Annotated in this window: 20 protein-coding genes and 3 tRNA genes; 18 read left to right on the top strand and 5 right to left on the bottom strand. The window is 32.6% G+C overall.

Translation table 11 applies throughout. The annotated features are described in order from the left end of the window. Positions 1–47 precede the first annotated feature (47 nt). The 7 genes from purM (at position 48) to purD (ending at position 7,639) form a co-directional block, all read left to right on the top strand. Positions 48–1,040: a phosphoribosylformylglycinamidine cyclo-ligase gene (gene purM, locus N5D46_RS01610; RefSeq protein ID WP_114999539.1), complete on the top strand. Its 993-nt coding sequence runs from the start codon at positions 48–50 to the stop codon at positions 1,038–1,040. 260 nt (positions 1,041–1,300) lie between these two features. Next, complete coding sequence (locus tag N5D46_RS01605) at positions 1,301–2,980, top strand: helix-turn-helix domain-containing protein (RefSeq protein WP_219034720.1); 1,680 nt, start codon at positions 1,301–1,303, stop codon at positions 2,978–2,980. Positions 2,981–3,109: 129 nt separating this feature from the next. Continuing rightward, complete coding sequence (locus tag N5D46_RS01600) at positions 3,110–3,610, top strand: peptidylprolyl isomerase (RefSeq protein ID WP_038332370.1); 501 nt, start codon at positions 3,110–3,112, stop codon at positions 3,608–3,610. Between the two features lie 159 nt (positions 3,611–3,769). Continuing rightward, positions 3,770–4,330: a phosphoribosylglycinamide formyltransferase gene (purN, locus tag N5D46_RS01595; protein WP_038332368.1), complete on the top strand. Its 561-nt coding sequence runs from the start codon at positions 3,770–3,772 to the stop codon at positions 4,328–4,330. Positions 4,331–4,419: 89 nt separating this feature from the next. Next, positions 4,420–5,931 (top strand): bifunctional phosphoribosylaminoimidazolecarboxamide formyltransferase/IMP cyclohydrolase, encoded by a 1,512-nt coding sequence (purH, locus tag N5D46_RS01590; protein ID WP_280048990.1) that lies wholly within the window; start codon positions 4,420–4,422, stop codon positions 5,929–5,931. Between the two features lie 57 nt (positions 5,932–5,988). After that, a complete protein-coding gene (locus tag N5D46_RS01585) occupies positions 5,989–6,360 on the top strand; it encodes a four helix bundle protein (protein ID WP_125349023.1) in 372 nt (123 codons plus the stop codon). After that, complete coding sequence (gene purD / locus N5D46_RS01580) at positions 6,347–7,639, top strand: phosphoribosylamine--glycine ligase (protein WP_125349024.1); 1,293 nt, start codon at positions 6,347–6,349, stop codon at positions 7,637–7,639. Before N5D46_RS01585 ends, purD begins: the two co-directional genes overlap by 14 nt. A 57-nt stretch (positions 7,640–7,696) precedes the next feature. Here the strand turns inward: purD and N5D46_RS01575 are convergent, their stop codons facing one another. Genes N5D46_RS01575 through N5D46_RS01565 form a run of 3 tightly spaced genes read right to left on the bottom strand, consistent with a single transcriptional unit; the run spans position 7,697 to position 9,300 of the window. Beyond that, positions 7,697–8,083, bottom strand: a complete 387-nt coding sequence (locus N5D46_RS01575; RefSeq protein ID WP_219034715.1) for a hypothetical protein — start codon at positions 8,081–8,083, stop codon at positions 7,697–7,699. Continuing rightward, a complete protein-coding gene (locus N5D46_RS01570; RefSeq protein ID WP_038332359.1) occupies positions 8,083–8,304 on the bottom strand; it encodes a VF530 family protein in 222 nt (73 codons plus the stop codon). The genes N5D46_RS01575 and N5D46_RS01570 overlap by 1 nt, the downstream gene beginning before the upstream one ends. A 51-nt stretch (positions 8,305–8,355) precedes the next feature. Next, positions 8,356–9,300, bottom strand: coding sequence for an ADP-ribosylglycohydrolase family protein (locus N5D46_RS01565; protein WP_280048988.1), 945 nt, complete (start codon positions 9,298–9,300; stop codon positions 8,356–8,358). Between the two features lie 208 nt (positions 9,301–9,508). Here N5D46_RS01565 and N5D46_RS01560 point away from each other — a divergent pair, with 208 nt between their 5' ends. The 5 genes from N5D46_RS01560 to mtgA all read left to right on the top strand — a co-directional run bounded on the left by N5D46_RS01560 (position 9,509) and on the right by mtgA (position 13,044). After that, a complete protein-coding gene (locus N5D46_RS01560; RefSeq protein WP_114999547.1) occupies positions 9,509–10,408 on the top strand; it encodes a J domain-containing protein in 900 nt (299 codons plus the stop codon). 4 nt (positions 10,409–10,412) lie between these two features. Beyond that, entirely contained in the window at positions 10,413–10,670 is a 258-nt protein-coding gene (locus N5D46_RS01555) for a chaperone modulator CbpM (RefSeq protein ID WP_038332351.1), read from the top strand. 67 nt (positions 10,671–10,737) lie between these two features. After that, complete coding sequence (rlmF, locus tag N5D46_RS01550; RefSeq protein WP_038332349.1) at positions 10,738–11,652, top strand: 23S rRNA (adenine(1618)-N(6))-methyltransferase RlmF; 915 nt, start codon at positions 10,738–10,740, stop codon at positions 11,650–11,652. Positions 11,653–11,763: 111 nt separating this feature from the next. Beyond that, on the top strand, positions 11,764–12,279 hold the full coding sequence (locus N5D46_RS01545) for a c-type cytochrome (protein WP_219034713.1): 516 nt from the start codon (positions 11,764–11,766) through the stop codon (positions 12,277–12,279). A 93-nt stretch (positions 12,280–12,372) separates the two neighbouring features. Continuing rightward, positions 12,373–13,044 (top strand): monofunctional biosynthetic peptidoglycan transglycosylase, encoded by a 672-nt coding sequence (gene mtgA, locus N5D46_RS01540; RefSeq protein WP_280048987.1) that lies wholly within the window; start codon positions 12,373–12,375, stop codon positions 13,042–13,044. A gap of 37 nt (positions 13,045–13,081) precedes the next feature. On the opposite strand, the gene N5D46_RS01535 is transcribed toward mtgA, so the two are convergent. Together N5D46_RS01535 and N5D46_RS01530 are read right to left on the bottom strand one after the other, a co-directional pair. Beyond that, positions 13,082–13,564: an N-acetyltransferase gene (locus N5D46_RS01535; protein ID WP_280048986.1), complete on the bottom strand. Its 483-nt coding sequence runs from the start codon at positions 13,562–13,564 to the stop codon at positions 13,082–13,084. Between the two features lie 33 nt (positions 13,565–13,597). Then, positions 13,598–14,353, bottom strand: coding sequence for a glycerophosphodiester phosphodiesterase family protein (locus N5D46_RS01530; RefSeq protein WP_125349032.1), 756 nt, complete (start codon positions 14,351–14,353; stop codon positions 13,598–13,600). A gap of 168 nt (positions 14,354–14,521) precedes the next feature. Between N5D46_RS01530 and guaA the strand changes: the two genes are divergently transcribed. The 6 genes from guaA (at position 14,522) to N5D46_RS01500 (ending at position 18,513) form a co-directional block, all read left to right on the top strand. Continuing rightward, complete coding sequence (gene guaA, locus N5D46_RS01525) at positions 14,522–16,054, top strand: glutamine-hydrolyzing GMP synthase (protein WP_115001285.1); 1,533 nt, start codon at positions 14,522–14,524, stop codon at positions 16,052–16,054. 73 nt (positions 16,055–16,127) lie between these two features. Next, positions 16,128–16,697, top strand: a complete 570-nt coding sequence (xpt, locus tag N5D46_RS01520) for a xanthine phosphoribosyltransferase (RefSeq protein WP_115001284.1) — start codon at positions 16,128–16,130, stop codon at positions 16,695–16,697. A 153-nt stretch (positions 16,698–16,850) separates the two neighbouring features. Continuing rightward, positions 16,851–18,023: a hypothetical protein gene (locus N5D46_RS01515; protein ID WP_280048985.1), complete on the top strand. Its 1,173-nt coding sequence runs from the start codon at positions 16,851–16,853 to the stop codon at positions 18,021–18,023. A gap of 145 nt (positions 18,024–18,168) precedes the next feature. Next, positions 18,169–18,239, top strand: a tRNA-Gln gene (locus N5D46_RS01510). Positions 18,240–18,331: 92 nt separating this feature from the next. Further along, positions 18,332–18,402, top strand: a tRNA-Gln gene (locus tag N5D46_RS01505). A 40-nt stretch (positions 18,403–18,442) separates the two neighbouring features. Then, positions 18,443–18,513, top strand: a tRNA-Gln gene (locus N5D46_RS01500). Positions 18,514–18,540: the final 27 nt, after the last annotated feature.

The following is an 18,540-nucleotide window of genomic DNA, read 5'->3' as shown; positions in this document are numbered from 1 at the left end:
ATACGAATTTCGAATCTCGTATTTCGAAAAACTAAATCATAATTAAAATGAGCAATACATATAAACAAGCCGGAGTAGATAAGGAAGAAGGTTATCAAACGGTATCGAAAATTAAAGATGCAGTTGCAGCAACACACAATTCAAACGTGTTGAATGGAATTGGAAGTTTTGGTGCATTTTACCAATTAGGAGGTTACAAAAATCCTGTTTTGGTATCAGGAACCGATGGTGTAGGAACTAAACTACGTGTGGCTTTAGATTCTAAAGTTTACGATACAGTTGGGATTGATTGTTTCGCGATGTGTGCAAATGATATTTTGTGTCATGGAGCAAAACCATTATTTTTCTTAGATTATTTAGCTTGTGGAAAATTAGATTCTGATATCGCAGCAGAAATTGTAGGTGGAATTGCACAAGCGTGTAAAGAAACTGGAACAGCATTAATTGGTGGAGAAACAGCAGAAATGCCAGGAATGTACCAAGTTGGTGATTATGATGTTGCTGGATTTTGTGTTGGAGTAGTAGAACGAGATGAAATTATCGATGGTTCTAAAATAAAAGCTGGACAAGTAATTATTGCGTTACCATCAAGTGGTTTCCATTCGAATGGATTCTCTTTGGTTCGTAAAGTTTTCCCAGATTTTAACGAAGAATTTGAAGGTAAACCTTTGTTCGAAACATTATTAGTTCCAACAAAATTATATCAAAATGATATTTTCAAAATCAAAGATGCTGGAATCGAAATGTCTGGAATTGCTCATATTACAGGAGGTGGATTAATCGAGAATGTTCCTCGTATTATAAATGACGGATTAACTGCTGTAATAGAAAAAGCAAAAATAAATGTACCAACAGTGATGCAAGAATTAGCTAAACGCGGAGGAATTGCAGAAAACGAAATGTTTGGAACATTTAATATGGGTGTTGGAATGGTTGTCATCGTTGACCAAACTGATGCTGAAAAAGTATTGAATATTATTGATGGAAGTGCGTTGATTGGAGAAATTCAAGAAGGTGCTGACAAAATTATATTGAAATAGTAGATTAAATAGTTTAAAAAAGCCGGATAAGATTTCTTATCCGGTTTTTTTATTTTTTGGGATTATTTGTTTTTGATTAAGATTGATCCTTGTTATAAAATTTTGTAGTTTTTTTCTTAAATAAAAAAGCTTAATTAAAATACAATAGCTTTTAAAGTTAATTCATTTTCTTTTTTTTAATTTATTAAGCATTTCCTCACCTCATTCAATCTTCGTATCTTTGCATTTCATTCAAAAAACTCCAAATTCACTCATAAGTTATGCAACAATCAAAGGCTTTGGCAATTCTAAAATCTGGTCGAAATGTATTTTTAACAGGTTCTGCGGGTGCCGGAAAAACTTATGTGTTAAATCAATACATTCAATATCTTAAACAACATGGCGTTCCTGTTGCTATAACGGCTTCTACGGGAATTGCTGCGACGCACATGAATGGTCAAACGATACATTCTTGGGCTGGAATTGGAATAAAAGATTATGTTTCTGATCGATATTTGGCTTCGCTTCGCGACAAGAAATATTTCCGAGATAAAATGGACAAAGTAAAAGTCTTAATTATTGATGAAATCTCGATGCTGCACCGAAATCAGTTGGATGCGGTTGATTATGTTTTGAAGTTTTTCAAACAAAACGATGAACCTTTTGGAGGTGTTCAAGTAATTTTTTCGGGTGATTTTTTCCAGTTACCGCCGATTGGTGAAGAGTGGGAAGAATCGAAAGATAAATTCTGTTTTATGTCCGATGCTTGGGTTCAAGCAAAAGTGCATATTTGTTATTTGACAGAGCAATATCGTCAAACAAATAATGCATTGAATGATATTTTGAATGAAATTCGTTCGGGGAATATTTCGCAAAAAACAGTTGATTTATTAGAAACTCGAATCGAATATTTTCCAGATGAAATAGATTCACAAACTCGTTTGTATACACATAATATGGATGTGGACCGAATTAATAAAGGTCAATTGATTAATATTGATTCTTCTTCCAAAACATTTGAAGCAAAAGTTGCGGGAAATCCAGCTTTGGTTGAGGTTCTTAAAAAATCTGTTTTAGCAGAAGAAGTTTTAGAATTGAAGATAGGAGCGAAAGTGATGTTTGTTCGTAACAATTTCGAAGTTGGTTTTGTAAACGGAACGCTTGGAAATGTTTCGGGGTATACTGAAAAAGACGAGCCAATTATCAAAACATTAGATGGAGAATTTTACATTGCAAAACCAGAAACGTGGGCAATAGAGGACGAAAGCGGAAAAGCATTGGCTTCATTCACACAAGTTCCGTTGCGTTTGGCTTGGGCGATTACGATTCATAAATCACAAGGAATGACGTTAGATTCTGCGTTTATAGATCTATCAAAAGCGTTCGAAAAAGGACAAGGGTATGTTGCACTTTCACGTTTACGAGATTTAAATTCGTTGATGTTACACGGATTGAATCAAACAGCTTTAGAAATTGATTCACTTGCAATGAAGGCAGATAGACGTTTTCAGGTTTTATCGAATGAAATGGATGAGTTTCTAGATGAAAAAGAATTGCAAAACTCTTGGGCTGCTTTTATCCGATATTCTGGTGGAACTTTGGATAAAAAACAAATTGCAAAAAATATCGAAAAGAATAAAACCAAAGAAAAAGGACAAAAGAAATCGACTTACGAAATTACATTAGAATATGTGAAAGAAGGTTTGTCTTTGGATCAAATCGCAGAGAAAAGAGGTTTAACTACTTCAGCAATTGTCGATCATATTGGTAAAATCAAAGAAAGTGAGCCTGATTTGGATTATTCAAAATTTAAACCTTCTGATAAAATTATTGATAAAGTTCGATTAGCGTATAGTGAAATCGAATTTGAAGAGAATAAAGTTTTAAAACCAATTTATGATTATTTCAATGGTGAAATTGGTTATGAAGACATCAAAAAAGCATTACTTTTTATAGATTAAATAAAAATTGTCAGTTCAAAAATCTAAATAACTGACAAAATTGGTCAAATTATTCGAAAGGAATAGTTGTTGTTAAAAGATAAGTATTAAAAATGAACGCTTTTTAAAAGCATCCATAATTTACAATTTATGTCAATAGAAAACAATAATGTAGTTTCAGTAAACTACTCATTACATACCATCGAAGCGAATGGTGAAAAAGTATTTGTAGAACAATCAAATACAGAAGAGCCATTAACTTTTTTATTTGGAGCTGGAATGATGATTCCAAAATTTGAAGAAGAATTAAAAGAATTAACAATTGGTGATAAAAAATCATTCGTAATTACTCCAGCAGAAGGATACGGTGAAAGAGTAGAAGAAGCTGTTGCTCAATTACCTTTAGATATGTTCAAAGAATCTGGATTGCCACCAGTTGGAGCAATTTTACCTTTGACTGATGATGCAGGAAATCAATTCCGTGCTTCAGTTGTAGAAGTGACAGAAGAGGCTGTAATTGCAGATTTGAATCCTCCAATGGCAGGAAAAACATTAGAATTTGAAGTTGAAATTCTTAATGTTCGTCCAGCAACTGAGGAAGAATTATCTCACGGACACGCACATGGAGTTGACGGAACTCAAGGGCACTAAAAAATATTTTCAAAAGGCTATTTCAATTTGAGATAGCCTTTCTTGTTTTTAATTGTGAATAAATCATTAATAAATAGATTAAATCCACGTTATATTTTTCGACTTGCATCAACTAAAATCTTATCTTTGTAAAACAAACAAGATTACTTACAAACAAACATGAAAATAGCTGTATTTGTTTCCGGTGGCGGAACAAATCTTCAAAATATTATTGATGCAGTTGAAGACGGAACGTTACCAAATGTCGAGATTTCGATGGTAATGGCAGACCGCGACTGTTATGCAATAGAACGATCGTTGGATAAAGATATCCGAACGTATGTCTTAGACCGAAAAACTTTTTCGGAAGATGCTGAACATAATTTAGAAGGAGAAGAAATCGACTTAATTGTTTTGGCAGGTTTTTTAACCATATTATCTCCAGAATTTACCTCGAAATGGGGCTCGAAAATGATTAATATTCATCCTGCATTATTACCAAAATTTGGTGGAAAAGGAATGTATGGCGCGAAAGTTCACAAAGCAGTTTTAGAAGCTGGTGAAAAAACATCAGGAGCAACTGTACATTTTGTAACGGCTGGTGTAGACGAAGGACAAATTATTTGTCAAGGAATTTTTGAAATTGAAGAAGGTGATGAAGTAGCAGATTTACAGCGTAAAGTTGCTGAGGTAGAAAGTGAAATCTACATTAAGGCAATCAAGCAAATCAGCGAAGCATAAAATATAGAATGCCTCAATGTTGTGTACATTGAGGTTTTTCATTTCCAATAAAATAGTAAACAAACAATAAACTTTAAAAACTAAACACAATGCAAAAACAAGCGCTAATAAGTGTTTCGGACAAGTCGAACTTGTTAGAATTTGCAAAATTCTTGGTTGAACAAGATTACAAAATCTTATCAACTGGAGGAACATTCAAACATTTACAAGACAACGGAATCGAAGTTACAGAAGTAAAAGATGTAACTGGTTTTCCTGAGATTTTAGATGGTCGCGTAAAATCTTTACATCCTGCAATTCATGGTGGTATTATGGCGCGTCGTTCGGACGAAAATCATATGGCAACAATTGCGGAACATGGAATTAACCCAATTGATATCGTTATTGTAAATCTTTATCCTTTCTTCGAAAAGATGAATACAGGTCTTTCTGAAGCGGAAATGATTGAATTTATTGATATCGGTGGTCCATCAATGTTACGTTCTTCTGCAAAGAATTTTTATGATGTAACGGTTGTAACGGATGTGAATGATTATGAAGTGGTGATGAATGAAATTCGTGAGAATGGTTCAACTTCTATCGAAACGCGTAAATTATGTGCTGGTAAAGTGTTCAACTTAACTTCTGCTTACGATGCGGCGATTTCTACTTACATTTTAGGAGAAGATTTCCCTCAATTTTTAGAGTCTTCTTACGAAAAAGTGATGGATTTACGTTATGGAGAAAATCCACATCAAAAAGCGGCTTATTACGTTGATAAAACGAAAAATGGCGCAATGAAGGATTTCGAATATTTACAAGGAAAAGAACTTTCTTTCAATAATATTCGTGATATGGATTTGGCTTATAAAGTGGTTTCAGAATTCGAAGAAACAACTTGTTGCGCAGTGAAACATTCAACACCTTGTGGAGTGGCGATTGGAGATAATGTTTTAGAAGCTTATGAAAAAGCGTATGAATGTGATCCAATGTCAATTTTTGGTGGAATTATCGCTTTCAATAGAGAAGTTGATGGAAAAACGGCAGTTGAATTAAATAAAATTTTCTTAGAAATTGTGATTGCGCCTTCATTTACAGAAGAAGCGTTAGAAATTTTTAAACAAAAGAAAAATTTACGAATCATCAAAGTGAAAAATCCTGTTTCAGATAAAGTAACTTACGTAAAAGTTGATGGAGGACTAATTGTTCAGTCTACAGATAATCAGTTTTCAACAGATCTTAAAGTAGTAACAGAAGCTCAACCAACAGATCGTCAAATGACAGATTTAGTTTTTGCTCAAAAAATTGTAAAATGGGTAAAATCTAACGCGATTGTTGTAGCAACGAATGGTCAAGCTTACGGAATCGGAGGAGGTCAAACAAACCGCATTTGGGCAGCTCAACAAGCGATTGCTCGTGCAAAAGAAAAAGTGGAAGAAGATTTAGTTTTAGCTTCTGATGCATTTTTCCCTTTCCGTGATGTAGCTGATTTTGCAGCAGAAAATGGAATTAAAGCAATTATTCAACCAGGAGGATCAATCAAAGATCAAGAGTCTATCGATGCTTGTAATGAACGCGAAATTCCGATGGTTTTCACAGGAATGAGACATTTTATGCACTAAAATTCGATATGCGATATTCGTTTTGCGATGTTGGAATTTAAGATTAACTTAGTGTAAATGAGAAGTTATAGAAATTTAGACATATGGCAAAAAAGTTTGGAAATTTTAAGACTGGTTTATAATCTTTCTAATAAATTTCCAGAATCAGAAAAGTATGGATTAACTGTTCAAATAAAAAGAGCAGTTGTTTCAATTCTTTCAAATATCGCAGAAGGTTCTGGAAGAAATTCAAATCAGCAAATGATTAATTTTCTATCTATTTCAAAAGGTTCTGATTTTGAGGTTGAAGCTCAATTAATAATAGCTTTTGAGTTGAATTATATAACAGAGTCAGAATTAAATGAAGCTTTAGAATTAATTGATCATTATTGTAGAATGAATAAAAATTTTCAAAACTATTTAACAAAGAAAAACAATGGAACAAAATAATAGCGCAAACCGCGAATCGCAAACCGCAACTCGCATCTTAGTAATCGGTTCAGGTGGTCGTGAACATGCAATAGGATGGAAGTTTGCTGAAGATTTCAAGCAAAAAGGACAAGATTTAGAATTGTTTTTTATTCCAGGAAATGCAGGAACAGCTCAAATCGGAACAAACGTTTCAGTTTCTTCGATTGAAGAAATGAAAAATTTCGCGAAAGAAAATCAAATCGATTTAACTTTTGTTGGACCAGAAGCTGAATTAGCAGAAGGTATCGTTGATATTTTTCAGAAAGAGAATTTAAATGTTTTTGGACCTCATAAAGCAGCTGCGCAATTAGAAGCTTCTAAAGCTTTTGCGAAGGATTTTATGGATAAATATGGTGTGAAAACAGCAAAATATAAAAATTTTCAAGGACCAATGTTGGCGATTGATTATTTGAAAACACAAGATTATCCAATTGTAGTGAAAGCCTCTGGTTTAGCGGCTGGAAAAGGAGTTATTATCTGCCAAGATTTTGAAGAAGCAAAACAAGCTGTTTTGGATATCATGGAAGATAAAACCTTTGGTGATGCAGGAAACGAAGTGGTTATTGAAGAATATTTAGAAGGTTTTGAAGCCTCTATTTTGTCTTTCTTTAACGGGAAAAAAATCGTTCCATTTGTTTCGGCAAAAGATCACAAGAAAATTGGTGAAGGAGAAACTGGTTTGAATACTGGTGGAATGGGCGTTATCGCTCCAAATCCATTGTTTACGGAAGAGCATTTCAAAATGTTCGAAGAAGAAATTATGGAGCCAACAAAATGTGGTTTAATTAAGGAAAGATCAGAGTTTGCTGGTGTTATTTTCTTTGGATTGATGATTACAACAAAAGGTGTTTATTTGTTGGAATATAACCTAAGAATGGGCGATCCAGAAACGCAAACAACTTTACCTTTGTTAGAAAATGATTTGGCTGAGGTTGTAAATAAAGCAATTAAAGGAGAAGATTTTGACTTGACTTTCAAAAATCAACATGCGTGTTGTGTGGTGATGGTTTCGGGAGGATATCCAGGAAATTACGACAAAGGTTTTGAGATTCGTGGTTTAGAAAATGTAACTTGTCCTAATTTTATTGCTGGTGCAAAATTATCAGGTGAACAAATTGTTACTTCTGGTGGACGCGTAATCAACATAGTTGGATTAGGAAATACATTAGAAGAAGCACGTGAAACTGCTTACGAAAACATCAAAAAAGTACATTTTGATTACGAATATTATCGAAATGATATTGGAGTAATTCAATAAAAAATACAGTTTATATTATTAAAAAATGCGTTTCAAATGAAACGCATTTTTTTTAATTTATTCTGAAAATTCGACGTGATAAACATCGCTTTTATTTCGATTTATTTTTCGATATTCAAATCCTCCAGCTTGCGGAATAATTTCGACTAAATCAAATGATTGACAACTTTTTGGCAAACCATTAAAAATTAAAGTAAAATTGAGAGACGAACCTTCTTCGATATACGTCCAATTTGGATACATCGTAATTCCGTCCGCAAAAACCAATTGACAACGTTTTCCTGATTGATTATCAATAATAAAAGTAGAAGGCCAAATACGTGCAGCATTTGCATATTCATCTGCCGCCATACAACAATGTATAATAACCTGACTTTCTTCTTCGATATTGGTTAAGAGCTCAGAATCAATAAAAATCTTTTCTTCAAGAATAGTTGCACTCATTATTTTGCAATTTTCTTAATGTACAATTCTTCTACTTTTGCACGTGCCCAATCTGTTTTTCGAAGAAATTTCAACGATGATTTCAAACTTGGATTATCATTAAAACATCTGATGTTAATTTGATTTCCCAAACCTTCCCAACCGCCGTAATAAATTACTAATTCTTCGATAATATCGTCTAAACGTTTTCCGTGTAATGGATTATTTTTTTGACTTTCCATTTTGCAAATTTACGAAAATGTTTTTGGTGAATTTAGAATAGTTCAAGCTTTCTAAAATTCATATTTTTCTTCCAATTGTTCTGCTAAATGTAAAATATCATTCACTCGCGCTAATTGCTCAATCCAATTGGTCGGAATTGTTTCTGCATCATAATAAATCCCTGCAATTCCACCAGCAATACAAGCAATTGTATCGGTATCATGTCCTAAATTCACCGCTTTCAAAACACAATCTTTATACGAACTTGTATGTAGCAAACACCAAATAGAAGCTTCTAAACTATCCATAACATAACCAGTTGATTTAATTTCATCTTCTTTTAAATCAATTAGTTTTCCACTTAAAATTCGTTCGAAATATTGAAATTCGTTTTTATAAATTTCATTTTCTTCTAAGAATAATTTTAACCAAAAATTTGTATTCAGATAAGCTTCTTCTAAATTTTCGGAATCCAAAACATTCAACGCAAATTCAATATAATAAATACACGCCAAAACAGAACGATTGTGCGCATGCGTGATAGAAGAAACTTCTTTGACGATTTCACAACGTTCATCAATCGATAAATCTTTTGTAAAAATTGCTAAAGGAAGAATACGCATTAACGACCCATTTCCATTATCAGATTCGGCTGTAGAACCAGCTTCGGTTGGATTTTTTACAACTCGTAAACGATTTATTGCTTTTCGTGTAGAAATTCCCACATCAAACACTTCTCCGTCAGCCGTCCAATAACCTTCATGCATCCACATCTGAAATTTTTCTGCAATATCATTTACATTATAACCATTGCACAAGGATTCTGCCAAGCAAAACATCATCGAACTATCGTCAGAAAAAGTGCCAGGAGGCATATTGTATGTTCCATAACCCGTCATATCGGTTACAGGATTTTGTTGCAGATATTGCCTGCTTTTAAACTCAACAGGAACTCCTAATGCGTCACCAACCGCCGATCCAATTAATATATTTTTCGAAAAATTTCTTCTATTCATAACCTTCTTTTATAAATGAAAAATAATTGTTTTTTTTGAATATATCCAAATTATTTTTGAAAATTTATAAATTAATCATAATAAATTTATTCATTTTAGATAAAATATTAAAAATTTTATAATGAATAAAAAGAATAAGTCGTATTGTCAGTTTTGAAAAAATTGGAACTGATTTTGATTAAATTATGGCACAAACTTATTAATTACTATGGCTTTTATAGATTATTATACAACATTAGGTCTGCAAAAGACCGCATCACAAGATGAGATAAAAAAAGCTTATCGGAAATTGGCACGTAAGTATCATCCCGATCTTAATCCAAATAACGATGAAGCTGCACAGAAATTTAAAGAATTAAATGAAGCAAACGAAGTGTTGAGCGATCCAGAAAAACGTAAAAAATACGATAAATATGGAGAAAATTGGCAACATGGTGAAGAATATGAAAAAGCTCGTCAGCAACAACAACAGCAACAATATCAATATAGTAATAGCGATTTTGATGGAGCTGAAGGTTTTGGTGATTTTGATGGCTATTCAGATTTTTTCAGTTCGATGTTTGGACGCGAAGGAAGGAGTAGATCAACAGGTTATAAAGGGCAAGATGTTAATGCCAGTTTGACACTAAATTTGACAGATACATTGACTTCGCACAAACAAACTTTTGCGGTGAATGGTAAAAATATACGAATTACAATTCCAGCTGGAGTAGAAGATGGGCAAACGATTAAGATAAAAGGTCACGGAGGAAAAGGTTATAACAATGGTCCAAATGGAGATTTGTATATCACGTTTCATATCGAAAATAATACGTCTTTTGAAGTTAATGGAGCAGATTTATCTACAATTGTTGAAATCGACTTATACGATGCAATTTTGGGTGGAGAAGCGATGATTGATACACTTTCTGGAAAAGTGAAAGTTCCAATAAAAGAAGGAACAGAGAATAATAAAAAGGTTAAATTGAAAGGAAAAGGTTTACCAATTTATAAGAAAGATGATCAATTTGGAGATTTGTATGTGACATTTTCAGTAAAAACTCCAACTAATTTATCAGCAGAAGAAAAAGAATTATTCGAGAAATTACGTTCACTTAAAAAAGCTTAAAACCATGAAAAATATAACGATATCTGTTATTCAGTTTAGTAAATATCATCAGATTGAACCTCAATTTGTGATTGATTTGTACAAAAATGATTTGGTTGTTTTGCACGAGCGTAACCAAGAATATTTTATCGAAGAAAATGATTTGAAATTAATCGAACGATTTATTGAATTTCATTATAATTTGGGCGTTAATATAGAAGGTTTAGAAGTGATTCATCATCTTTTGAAACAAATCGAAACGCTACAAAAACAATTAAAATAAACGAATTCAAAAACAACCTTTGCAGAAAACTGCAAAGGTTGTCTTATTTTTGCATAAATATTTTTGTATGAATACTCCCGAAAAGAAGAGTAAATTAAAAAAATTACATTCGCGCAATCGTCATTTAGCGCCTTATAATTTCGAAAAATTGTGTGCGATTTATTCCCCACTTTCCAAATATATCAAACCCAATAAAGAGAACGAACCAACGATTAATTTCTCGGATAGAGAAGCTGTAAAAGCGTTGAACAAAGCGTTGTTGAAAACATATTATGATATTGATTATTGGGAATTGCCAAAAGATAATTTGTGTCCACCAATTCCTGGTCGCGCCGATTATATTCATTATGTTGCCGATATTTTGGGTGAAAGTTTTGATGGTGTAATTCCGCGTGGAAAAGATGTAAAAGTCTTGGATGTTGGTGTTGGAGCGAATTGTATTTATCCGATTATTGGAAATTACGAATACGACTGGAACTTTGTTGGCGCAGAGTTGGATTATGCTTCTTTCAAAAATGCGGAAGAAATTGTCAAGAAAAATGCTCGATTACGTAACAAAGTTGAGATTAGAATGCAATTTAATCCAAACAATATTTTCAAAAAAATCATCAAACAAGGCGAAAAATTTGATATTACAATTTGTAATCCTCCATTTTTTAGATCGAATCAAGAAGTGATGGAGCAAACAATGCGTAAACTGAAAAACTTAGGTCAAAAATCTGATCAAAAACCAATTCAAAACTTTGGTGGGAATAATTCTGAGCTTTGGTGTAGAGGAGGAGAGCGTCTGTTTATCACGAAAATGATAAAAGAAAGTGCGGATTATAAACATCAAGTAAAATGGTTTACAACATTGGTTTCTAAGAAAGAAAATGTTCGAATTTTGGAAGGTATTTTGAAACGTGAAAAAGTAAGAGATTACCGAATTGTAAATATGCAACAAGGGAATAAAATTTCGCGTTTACTAGTTTGGAGATTTTAATTGATTTATTTTTAATTCATTAAAGGTTTTATTTAAAATTATTCCAAATTTTTCTGAAGGGTTTATTCAGTTTAAGATTTGTTTTACCTTTTATAAACAAAATTATTACAAATGAAAACAAATAGAATAATGGTTTCTTTGGTAGTTGTAGCGTTGATGTTTAGTATTTTTTCGTTTACGACTTCTCGTCAAATTGACACAGGAAAAGCAATTTCAAGTTCAGAATGGAAAAATCTAAAAGTGTTACCACAAAACATTTCGGAAGATAGTTTGAAAGGTTTGATGCGCGGATACAACGCTGCTTTAGGAGTGAAATGTAATTTTTGCCACGCCGAAAATCCAGATACGAAAAAGATGGATTTTGCAAGTGATGCAAAAAAAGAAAAGGAATTTGCACGTCATATGATTGTAATGACACGTGATATTAACGCGAAAAATTTCAATTGGGAAAATGCAAAAAATCCTGAAATGATCAATGTTGTAACATGTGTAATGTGTCACAGAGGAAATGAAAGTCCTACAAAATCATTGATTGAGCCTGTAAACGCTGAGTTAAAAAACGTGAAAGATGTTGCAAAAGAAAAATTAGCTCCGGCATCTGGTTCAACGAAAGTTGAGAAAAAATAAAGAATAGAAATATAAGCTCCATTTTTGGAGCTTTTTTTATTTTCAAAATTCAATAAATCGTATAACTTTGCTTTCATAATTTAAAGAAATAAAATGTTTAAATTTATTCGTAAGGTTGTACTTTATCTTTTTGTAGCTCATCTTGTATACATTGTTGTGTTAAAGTGGATTAATCCGCCGTTCACGATTACGCAAGTTCAGCAAGGTTTTGAACAAGGAAAATTTAAGCGCGATTATATTTCCTATGACGAAATGGGACGAAATATAAAATTGGCTGTAATTGGTTCTGAAGATCAAAAATTTCCTGTGCACAATGGATTTGATATGGATGGAATACAGGAAGCGATTGAAAAGAATAAAGAAGGTAAAAAACTTCGTGGAGGTTCTACGATTTCTCAACAAGTCGCGAAAAATGTGTTTTTGTGGCAAGGTCGTTCTTGGTTGAGAAAAGGATTGGAAGTTTATTTTACGTTTATGATCGAAAAAATTTGGGGCAAACAACGTATTTTAGAAATGTATTTGAATACTTCTGAAATGGGAATTGGTGTTTTTGGTGTTGAAGCAGCTTCTGAATATTATTTTAATAAGCCTGCTAAAGATTTAACTAAAAATGAAGCGGCTCGAATTGCAGCAGCTTTGCCATTGCCTCGAAAATATAATGTGAATCCGCCTTCGTCTTTTATCAGTAGACGCGCTAGTCATATCGAGCGACAAATGCGAAATATACAAGGAAGCACTGATTTGGAAAAGGTTTTAGGAGAATAAAATAGAAAAGAGAAGTTAATAAGCTTCTCTTTTTTTATTACTCTCTCCAATTAATTTTAACTGCAGAAATTTTATCTAACTCTAAACGAGTTTCAGGCAGTAAATTGAAATCGTTTTTCATGTAAAAAGTCAACGGAGAACGATAAGGCTCTCCATTCGCTTTTGTATCTTTTTCATGATCGATTACCCAACCATTTAGTTCTGTCGAAAATGTTTTTAATCGATTAAGAATTTTACGTCCTAAACCAATTTGATGCAATTCGCTATCCACAATTATTGCAAACCATTTCTCATAATCTCTTTCAAAAATTACCGCCCAAGCTTGCATTTGATTGTTTTCATCTACAGCAAAAAAATGTTTTGCATCAATCAAACTATTCAAATAATTTTCGGTGTCCTGTAAACTCTCAAAAGTCAGATTAATAGGATATTCATTGTTCCAAATTTTAAAAATATACTCTTTATGAATTTGGTTCAATGTTGTAAATGAATAGATTTCGAATGAATTAAGTTGAGGCATAAAATGATTTCTTATTCCGCTAAATATACTAATTTATTTAGTCAAAATTTCTTTTAAAATCAAAGGTTTGTCAGTTGTAATATAATCAGCTTTCATATCGATCATTTCTTGCATCACTTTTGGGTCGTTAACTGTCCAAACATTAACCAATAATCCCAAGTTTTTCGCTTCTTTCACCCAAGTAGGATTTTTCTGAAAAATGCTGTAATGATAATCAATTCCATTCCAATTTCTCTCTTTTACTTCTTGAGGAGACAAATCTCCGGCTAAATAAGAAACGTGAAATTTTGGTGCTAATTTCTTAAATTCATCACAAATATTTTTACTAAATGAAATGATTTCAACTTGTTTTTCTACTTTATGTTTTTTGATGATTTCAATCGCTTTTTTTACTGCACGATCTTCATTTTCTTTTGATGAGTGAGGTTTTAATTCGAAAATTAATTTGACATTCTTATTCTTTTTTCCTTGTTCAAAATATTCTTCTAAAGTTGGCATATTTTCGTTGTTAGCTAATTTCAACGTTTTTAAAAGAGAAGAATTTGTAGTTTCGATTGTATGACCTTGGTAATGATCATCATGATTCACCATCAAAACATCATCAGCACTAATTAATACATCAAATTCAGAACCATAAGCACCAATTTCTTGTGCAGATTTTAATGATTTAATTGAATTTTTTGCGTTGTTTTCGGTGTCCCAATAACCACGATGAGCAATAATTTTTTGAGCATTTGCCATGTTTGTAAGCATAAAGGTTGTTAAGGCAGTAAATATAATTTTTTTCATGATGAATTGTTTTTTCAAGGTAAAATTATTTCGATTAATCGGTTTTAAAGTTATGAAAATATTAAGTTCTTGGAAAACTATAAAAATCTACCTAAAAGAATGAAAAATGACGTGAATAAAATTGTGATTGCGCCGAATTTCACTTAATTTTGCACAAAGACAAACACAATGACGCAAGGAATTATTATTTTAGATTTTGGCTCGCAATACAATCAATTAATCGCGCGCCGAATTCGAGAATTTGGAGTTTATACAGAAATTATTCCCTACAACACTTCGATCGAAGAAATCAAAAAACACAATCCAAAAGGAATTATTTTATCAGGAGGACCTTCTTCAGTTTTTGGAGAAGAGGCTGCTTTGGTTGAAAAAGAATTATTCGAATTAGGAATCCCGATTTTAGGTATTTGCTACGGAATGCAATTAATTTCTCATCTTTTAGGTGGAGAAGTTAAAAATGGTGAAAAAGGAGAATATGGAAAATCTGAATTAACAGTTTTAGCTCAAAACAGTTTATTCGCAGGAGTTCCAGAACAATCTACAGTTTGGATGAGTCACTTCGATGAAGTGATGACAGCGCCAATAGGATTTACAATTTCAGGAAAATCAAATATAGATATTGCAGCAATCGCAAACGAAGATAAAAAGATTTTTGCGGTACAATTTCACCCAGAAGTTACACATTCAGAATATGGTTCAACAATGTTAGAAAACTTTGTTTTCAATATTTGTCAGGCTGAAAAGAATTGGGTTTTAAAAGATTTTATCGAAACAGAAATTGCTCGTATAAAAGAAGTAGTTGGTGATAAAAAAGTAATTTTAGGACTTTCAGGAGGTGTTGATTCTTCTGTTGCAGCGGTTTTAATTCATCGTGCAATTGGCGATCAATTAACGTGTATTTTTGTTGATACTGGTTTATTGAGAAAAGATGAAGGGAAAAAAGTAATGGAAAATTACGGAAAGCACTTCAACATGAACATCAAAATGGTAGATGCTTCAGAACGTTTCTTAACAAACTTGAAAGGTATCGATGAACCAGAAGCAAAACGTAAATCAATTGGTAAAGATTTCGTGGCTGTTTTTGATGAAGAATCAAATAAATTTGAAGATGCAGCATTCTTAGCACAAGGAACTATTTATCCTGATGTAATCGAATCGCAATCTGTAAAAGGACCTTCTGCAACAATCAAATCGCATCACAATGTTGGTGGATTACCAGAAGATATGAAACTTCAATTATTAGAACCATTACGCGAATTATTCAAAGATGAGGTTCGTAAAGTTGGAGTAGAATTAGGTATTCCTCGTGAATTAGTTTACCGTCATCCATTTCCAGGACCAGGTTTAGGAATTCGTGTTTTAGGTGAAGTAGACGAAGAAAAAGTTAGAATTTTACAAGAAGCAGATCAAATTTTTATTGACGAGCTTTATGCACATAATTTATACGACGAAGTTTCTCAGGCTTTCGTGGTTTTATTACCTGTAAAATCTGTTGGTGTAATGGGAGACGAGCGTACGTACGAATATACGGCGGTTGTTCGTTCTGCAAATACGATTGATTTTATGACAGCAACTTGGTCAAAATTACCTTACGAATTCTTAGAATTAGTTTCGAATAGAATTATCAATGAGGTAAAAGGAATTAACCGTGTAGCCTACGATATCAGCTCAAAACCACCAGCAACAATCGAGTGGGAATAAGCTAAAAAATATATCAAAGCCAGCCAATGTGCTGGCTTTTTTTCTATGTAAACTTTAAAAAACTAAATATTAAATGGAACTTTTAAAAGAAAGAATTCTGAAGGATGGAAAAAGTTTCGATGGTGGAATTCTAAAAGTTGATAGTTTTATCAACCACCAAATGGATCCTGTTCTGATGAAAGCAATTGCGTTGGAATTTGTCCAGCGATTTTCGGATTTAAACATTAATAAAATCATTACAATCGAAGCGAGTGGCATTGCACCAGCGATTATGGTTGGATTAGAATTGAATTTGCCTGTTGTTTTTGTGAAGAAAGCAAAACCTAAAACGATGGCAGATTTTTATGCGTCGCAAGTGTATTCATTCACGAAAGACCGAACGTACGATGTTTGCGTAAGTAGTCAATTTTTGAATGAAAATGATCATGTTATTTTTATTGATGATTTTTTAGCGAATGGAAATGCAGCTTTAGGTGTTAAAAGTTTAATAAAACAAGCAGGTTCTGATTTGGTAGGAATGGGATTCATCATTGAAAAATCATTTCAAGAAGGAAGAGAGAGATTGATAGATCAGGGAGTGAGAGTAGAATCTCTCGTTCGTATTGATTGGCTTGCTGAAGATTCAATTGAATTCGTCAAATAATTTGACAAAATTGTTAAATTTATTTTTTTATAATTTTAAAGATTAACTTAGAAATAAATTAAACACTTACTATTATGAAAAAAACTTTATTTATAGCAACAATATTACTATCTCAATTTTCTTTTTCTTAGGAAAAACCATATTTAGACGCATATGAAAGTAAAATTACTTGCTTTAACACTTACAATCTTACTATTTACAGCTTGCAATTCGTACAAAACGGCGAATTCAGCATTAGTTTCTGGTAATTTTAAGCAAGCTTTTGAGCAATCTACACAAGCTTATTTCAAAAATCCATCGGAGAAAAATGGAATCAAATATGTTCCATTAATTTTTGAAGCTTATCATAAAGGACAGCAAGAAGATGAAAATAGATTAAAACAAATTGAAACGTTGACTAATCCTTCTAAATATCAGGAAGCGTATCAAATTATTAATCGTTTGCAAGAAAGACAAAAAACGATTGCTGGAATTGATGGAAGATCGATTAGCGGGAAAACCTATAATTTCAAAACCAAAGATTATTCAGCAGCTTATAAAACGATTCAAGAAAAATATGCGCAATTTTTGTACGATGATGCAAAATCTTTTCTAAATCAAGGAGGAAAATTGAATGCGCAAACGGCCTATCAAAAGTTTCAAGTTTTAGAAAGTGTTTATTCTAATTATAAAGATACTCGTAGTTTGATGAATACCGCTCGCACAAACGGAATGTATAAAGTTTTGGTACAATTGGTAAACAACACCGAAGTTGTTATTCCTAAACTACTAGAGAAAGATTTGTTAGATTTTAACTCATATGGATTGGATTCTAATTGGACTGAATTTTACACAGGAAAACTAAATAGCTCGTATGATTATGTAATTCAATTAAGTTTTGAGACGATAAATGTTTCACCTGAACGAGAAAAAATTGAGGTGCATAATTTTGAGAAAAAAATTGTTGATGGTAAAGAAGAATTGGTGCAAAATGGAGTAGTGGTAAAAGATAAAGACGGAAAACCCGTGATGGTAGATCGTTATATTACAGTAAAAAGTAGATTCGAAGAAGTACAACGTATCAAAGAAGCTGCAATTACGGCAAAATATTATTTGATCGATAATCAAAAAGAACAAGCCATCGATTCTAAAAATTTAGCAAGTCAGTTTATTTTTAGAGATTCTTACGGAACTTACAAAGGTGATCGACGTTCTTTGGATCGAGATTATATAAATATGATTGGTAGAAGACCAGCTCCATTTCCATCAAATGAGCAAATGATTTTTGATTGTGGGCAAGATTTGAAACGTAAATTCAAGAACGAAATCATCCGTATGAAGCTTTGATAAAAAAAATGTAAAAAATTTAATCATTTTTTAAAATTCATTTTCAATAGCTTATCACATAAAACGTCTGTTTTAGCTAAAAACTTGTAAAATTAGTTTTGGTGAATTAAAAAACCTTTCTATATTTGCACAGCAATTAAGACATAGACCCATGGTGTAACGGTAGCACATCGGTTTTTGGTGCCGCTAGTTGGGGTTCGAATCCCTGTGGGTCTACAAAAGTCTTATGCCTCGATAAGCAATTGTTGAGGCATTTTTATCTAACCTAGTTAAGAGAAAAGTTGCAAAAATTGAAATAAAATTTAGTCAGACCCATGGTGTAACGGTAGCACATCGGTTTTTGGTGCCGCTAGTTGGGGTTCGAATCCCTGTGGGTCTACAATTTTTTCTTTTCAATTTTTAACATAATAATCATGGACAGACCCATGGTGTAACGGTAGCACATCGGTTTTTGGTGCCGCTAGTTGGGGTTCGAATCCCTGTGGGTCTACAGATTTTAAGCTTCAATATTTTTATT

It is taken from the genome of Empedobacter sp. GD03865 (assembly GCF_029840775.1).
GTDB classification, from domain to species: domain Bacteria; phylum Bacteroidota; class Bacteroidia; order Flavobacteriales; family Weeksellaceae; genus Empedobacter; species Empedobacter falsenii_B.
The sequence above is the reverse complement of the archived record's forward strand: the minus strand, read 5'-3'. Positions and strand labels throughout refer to the sequence as shown.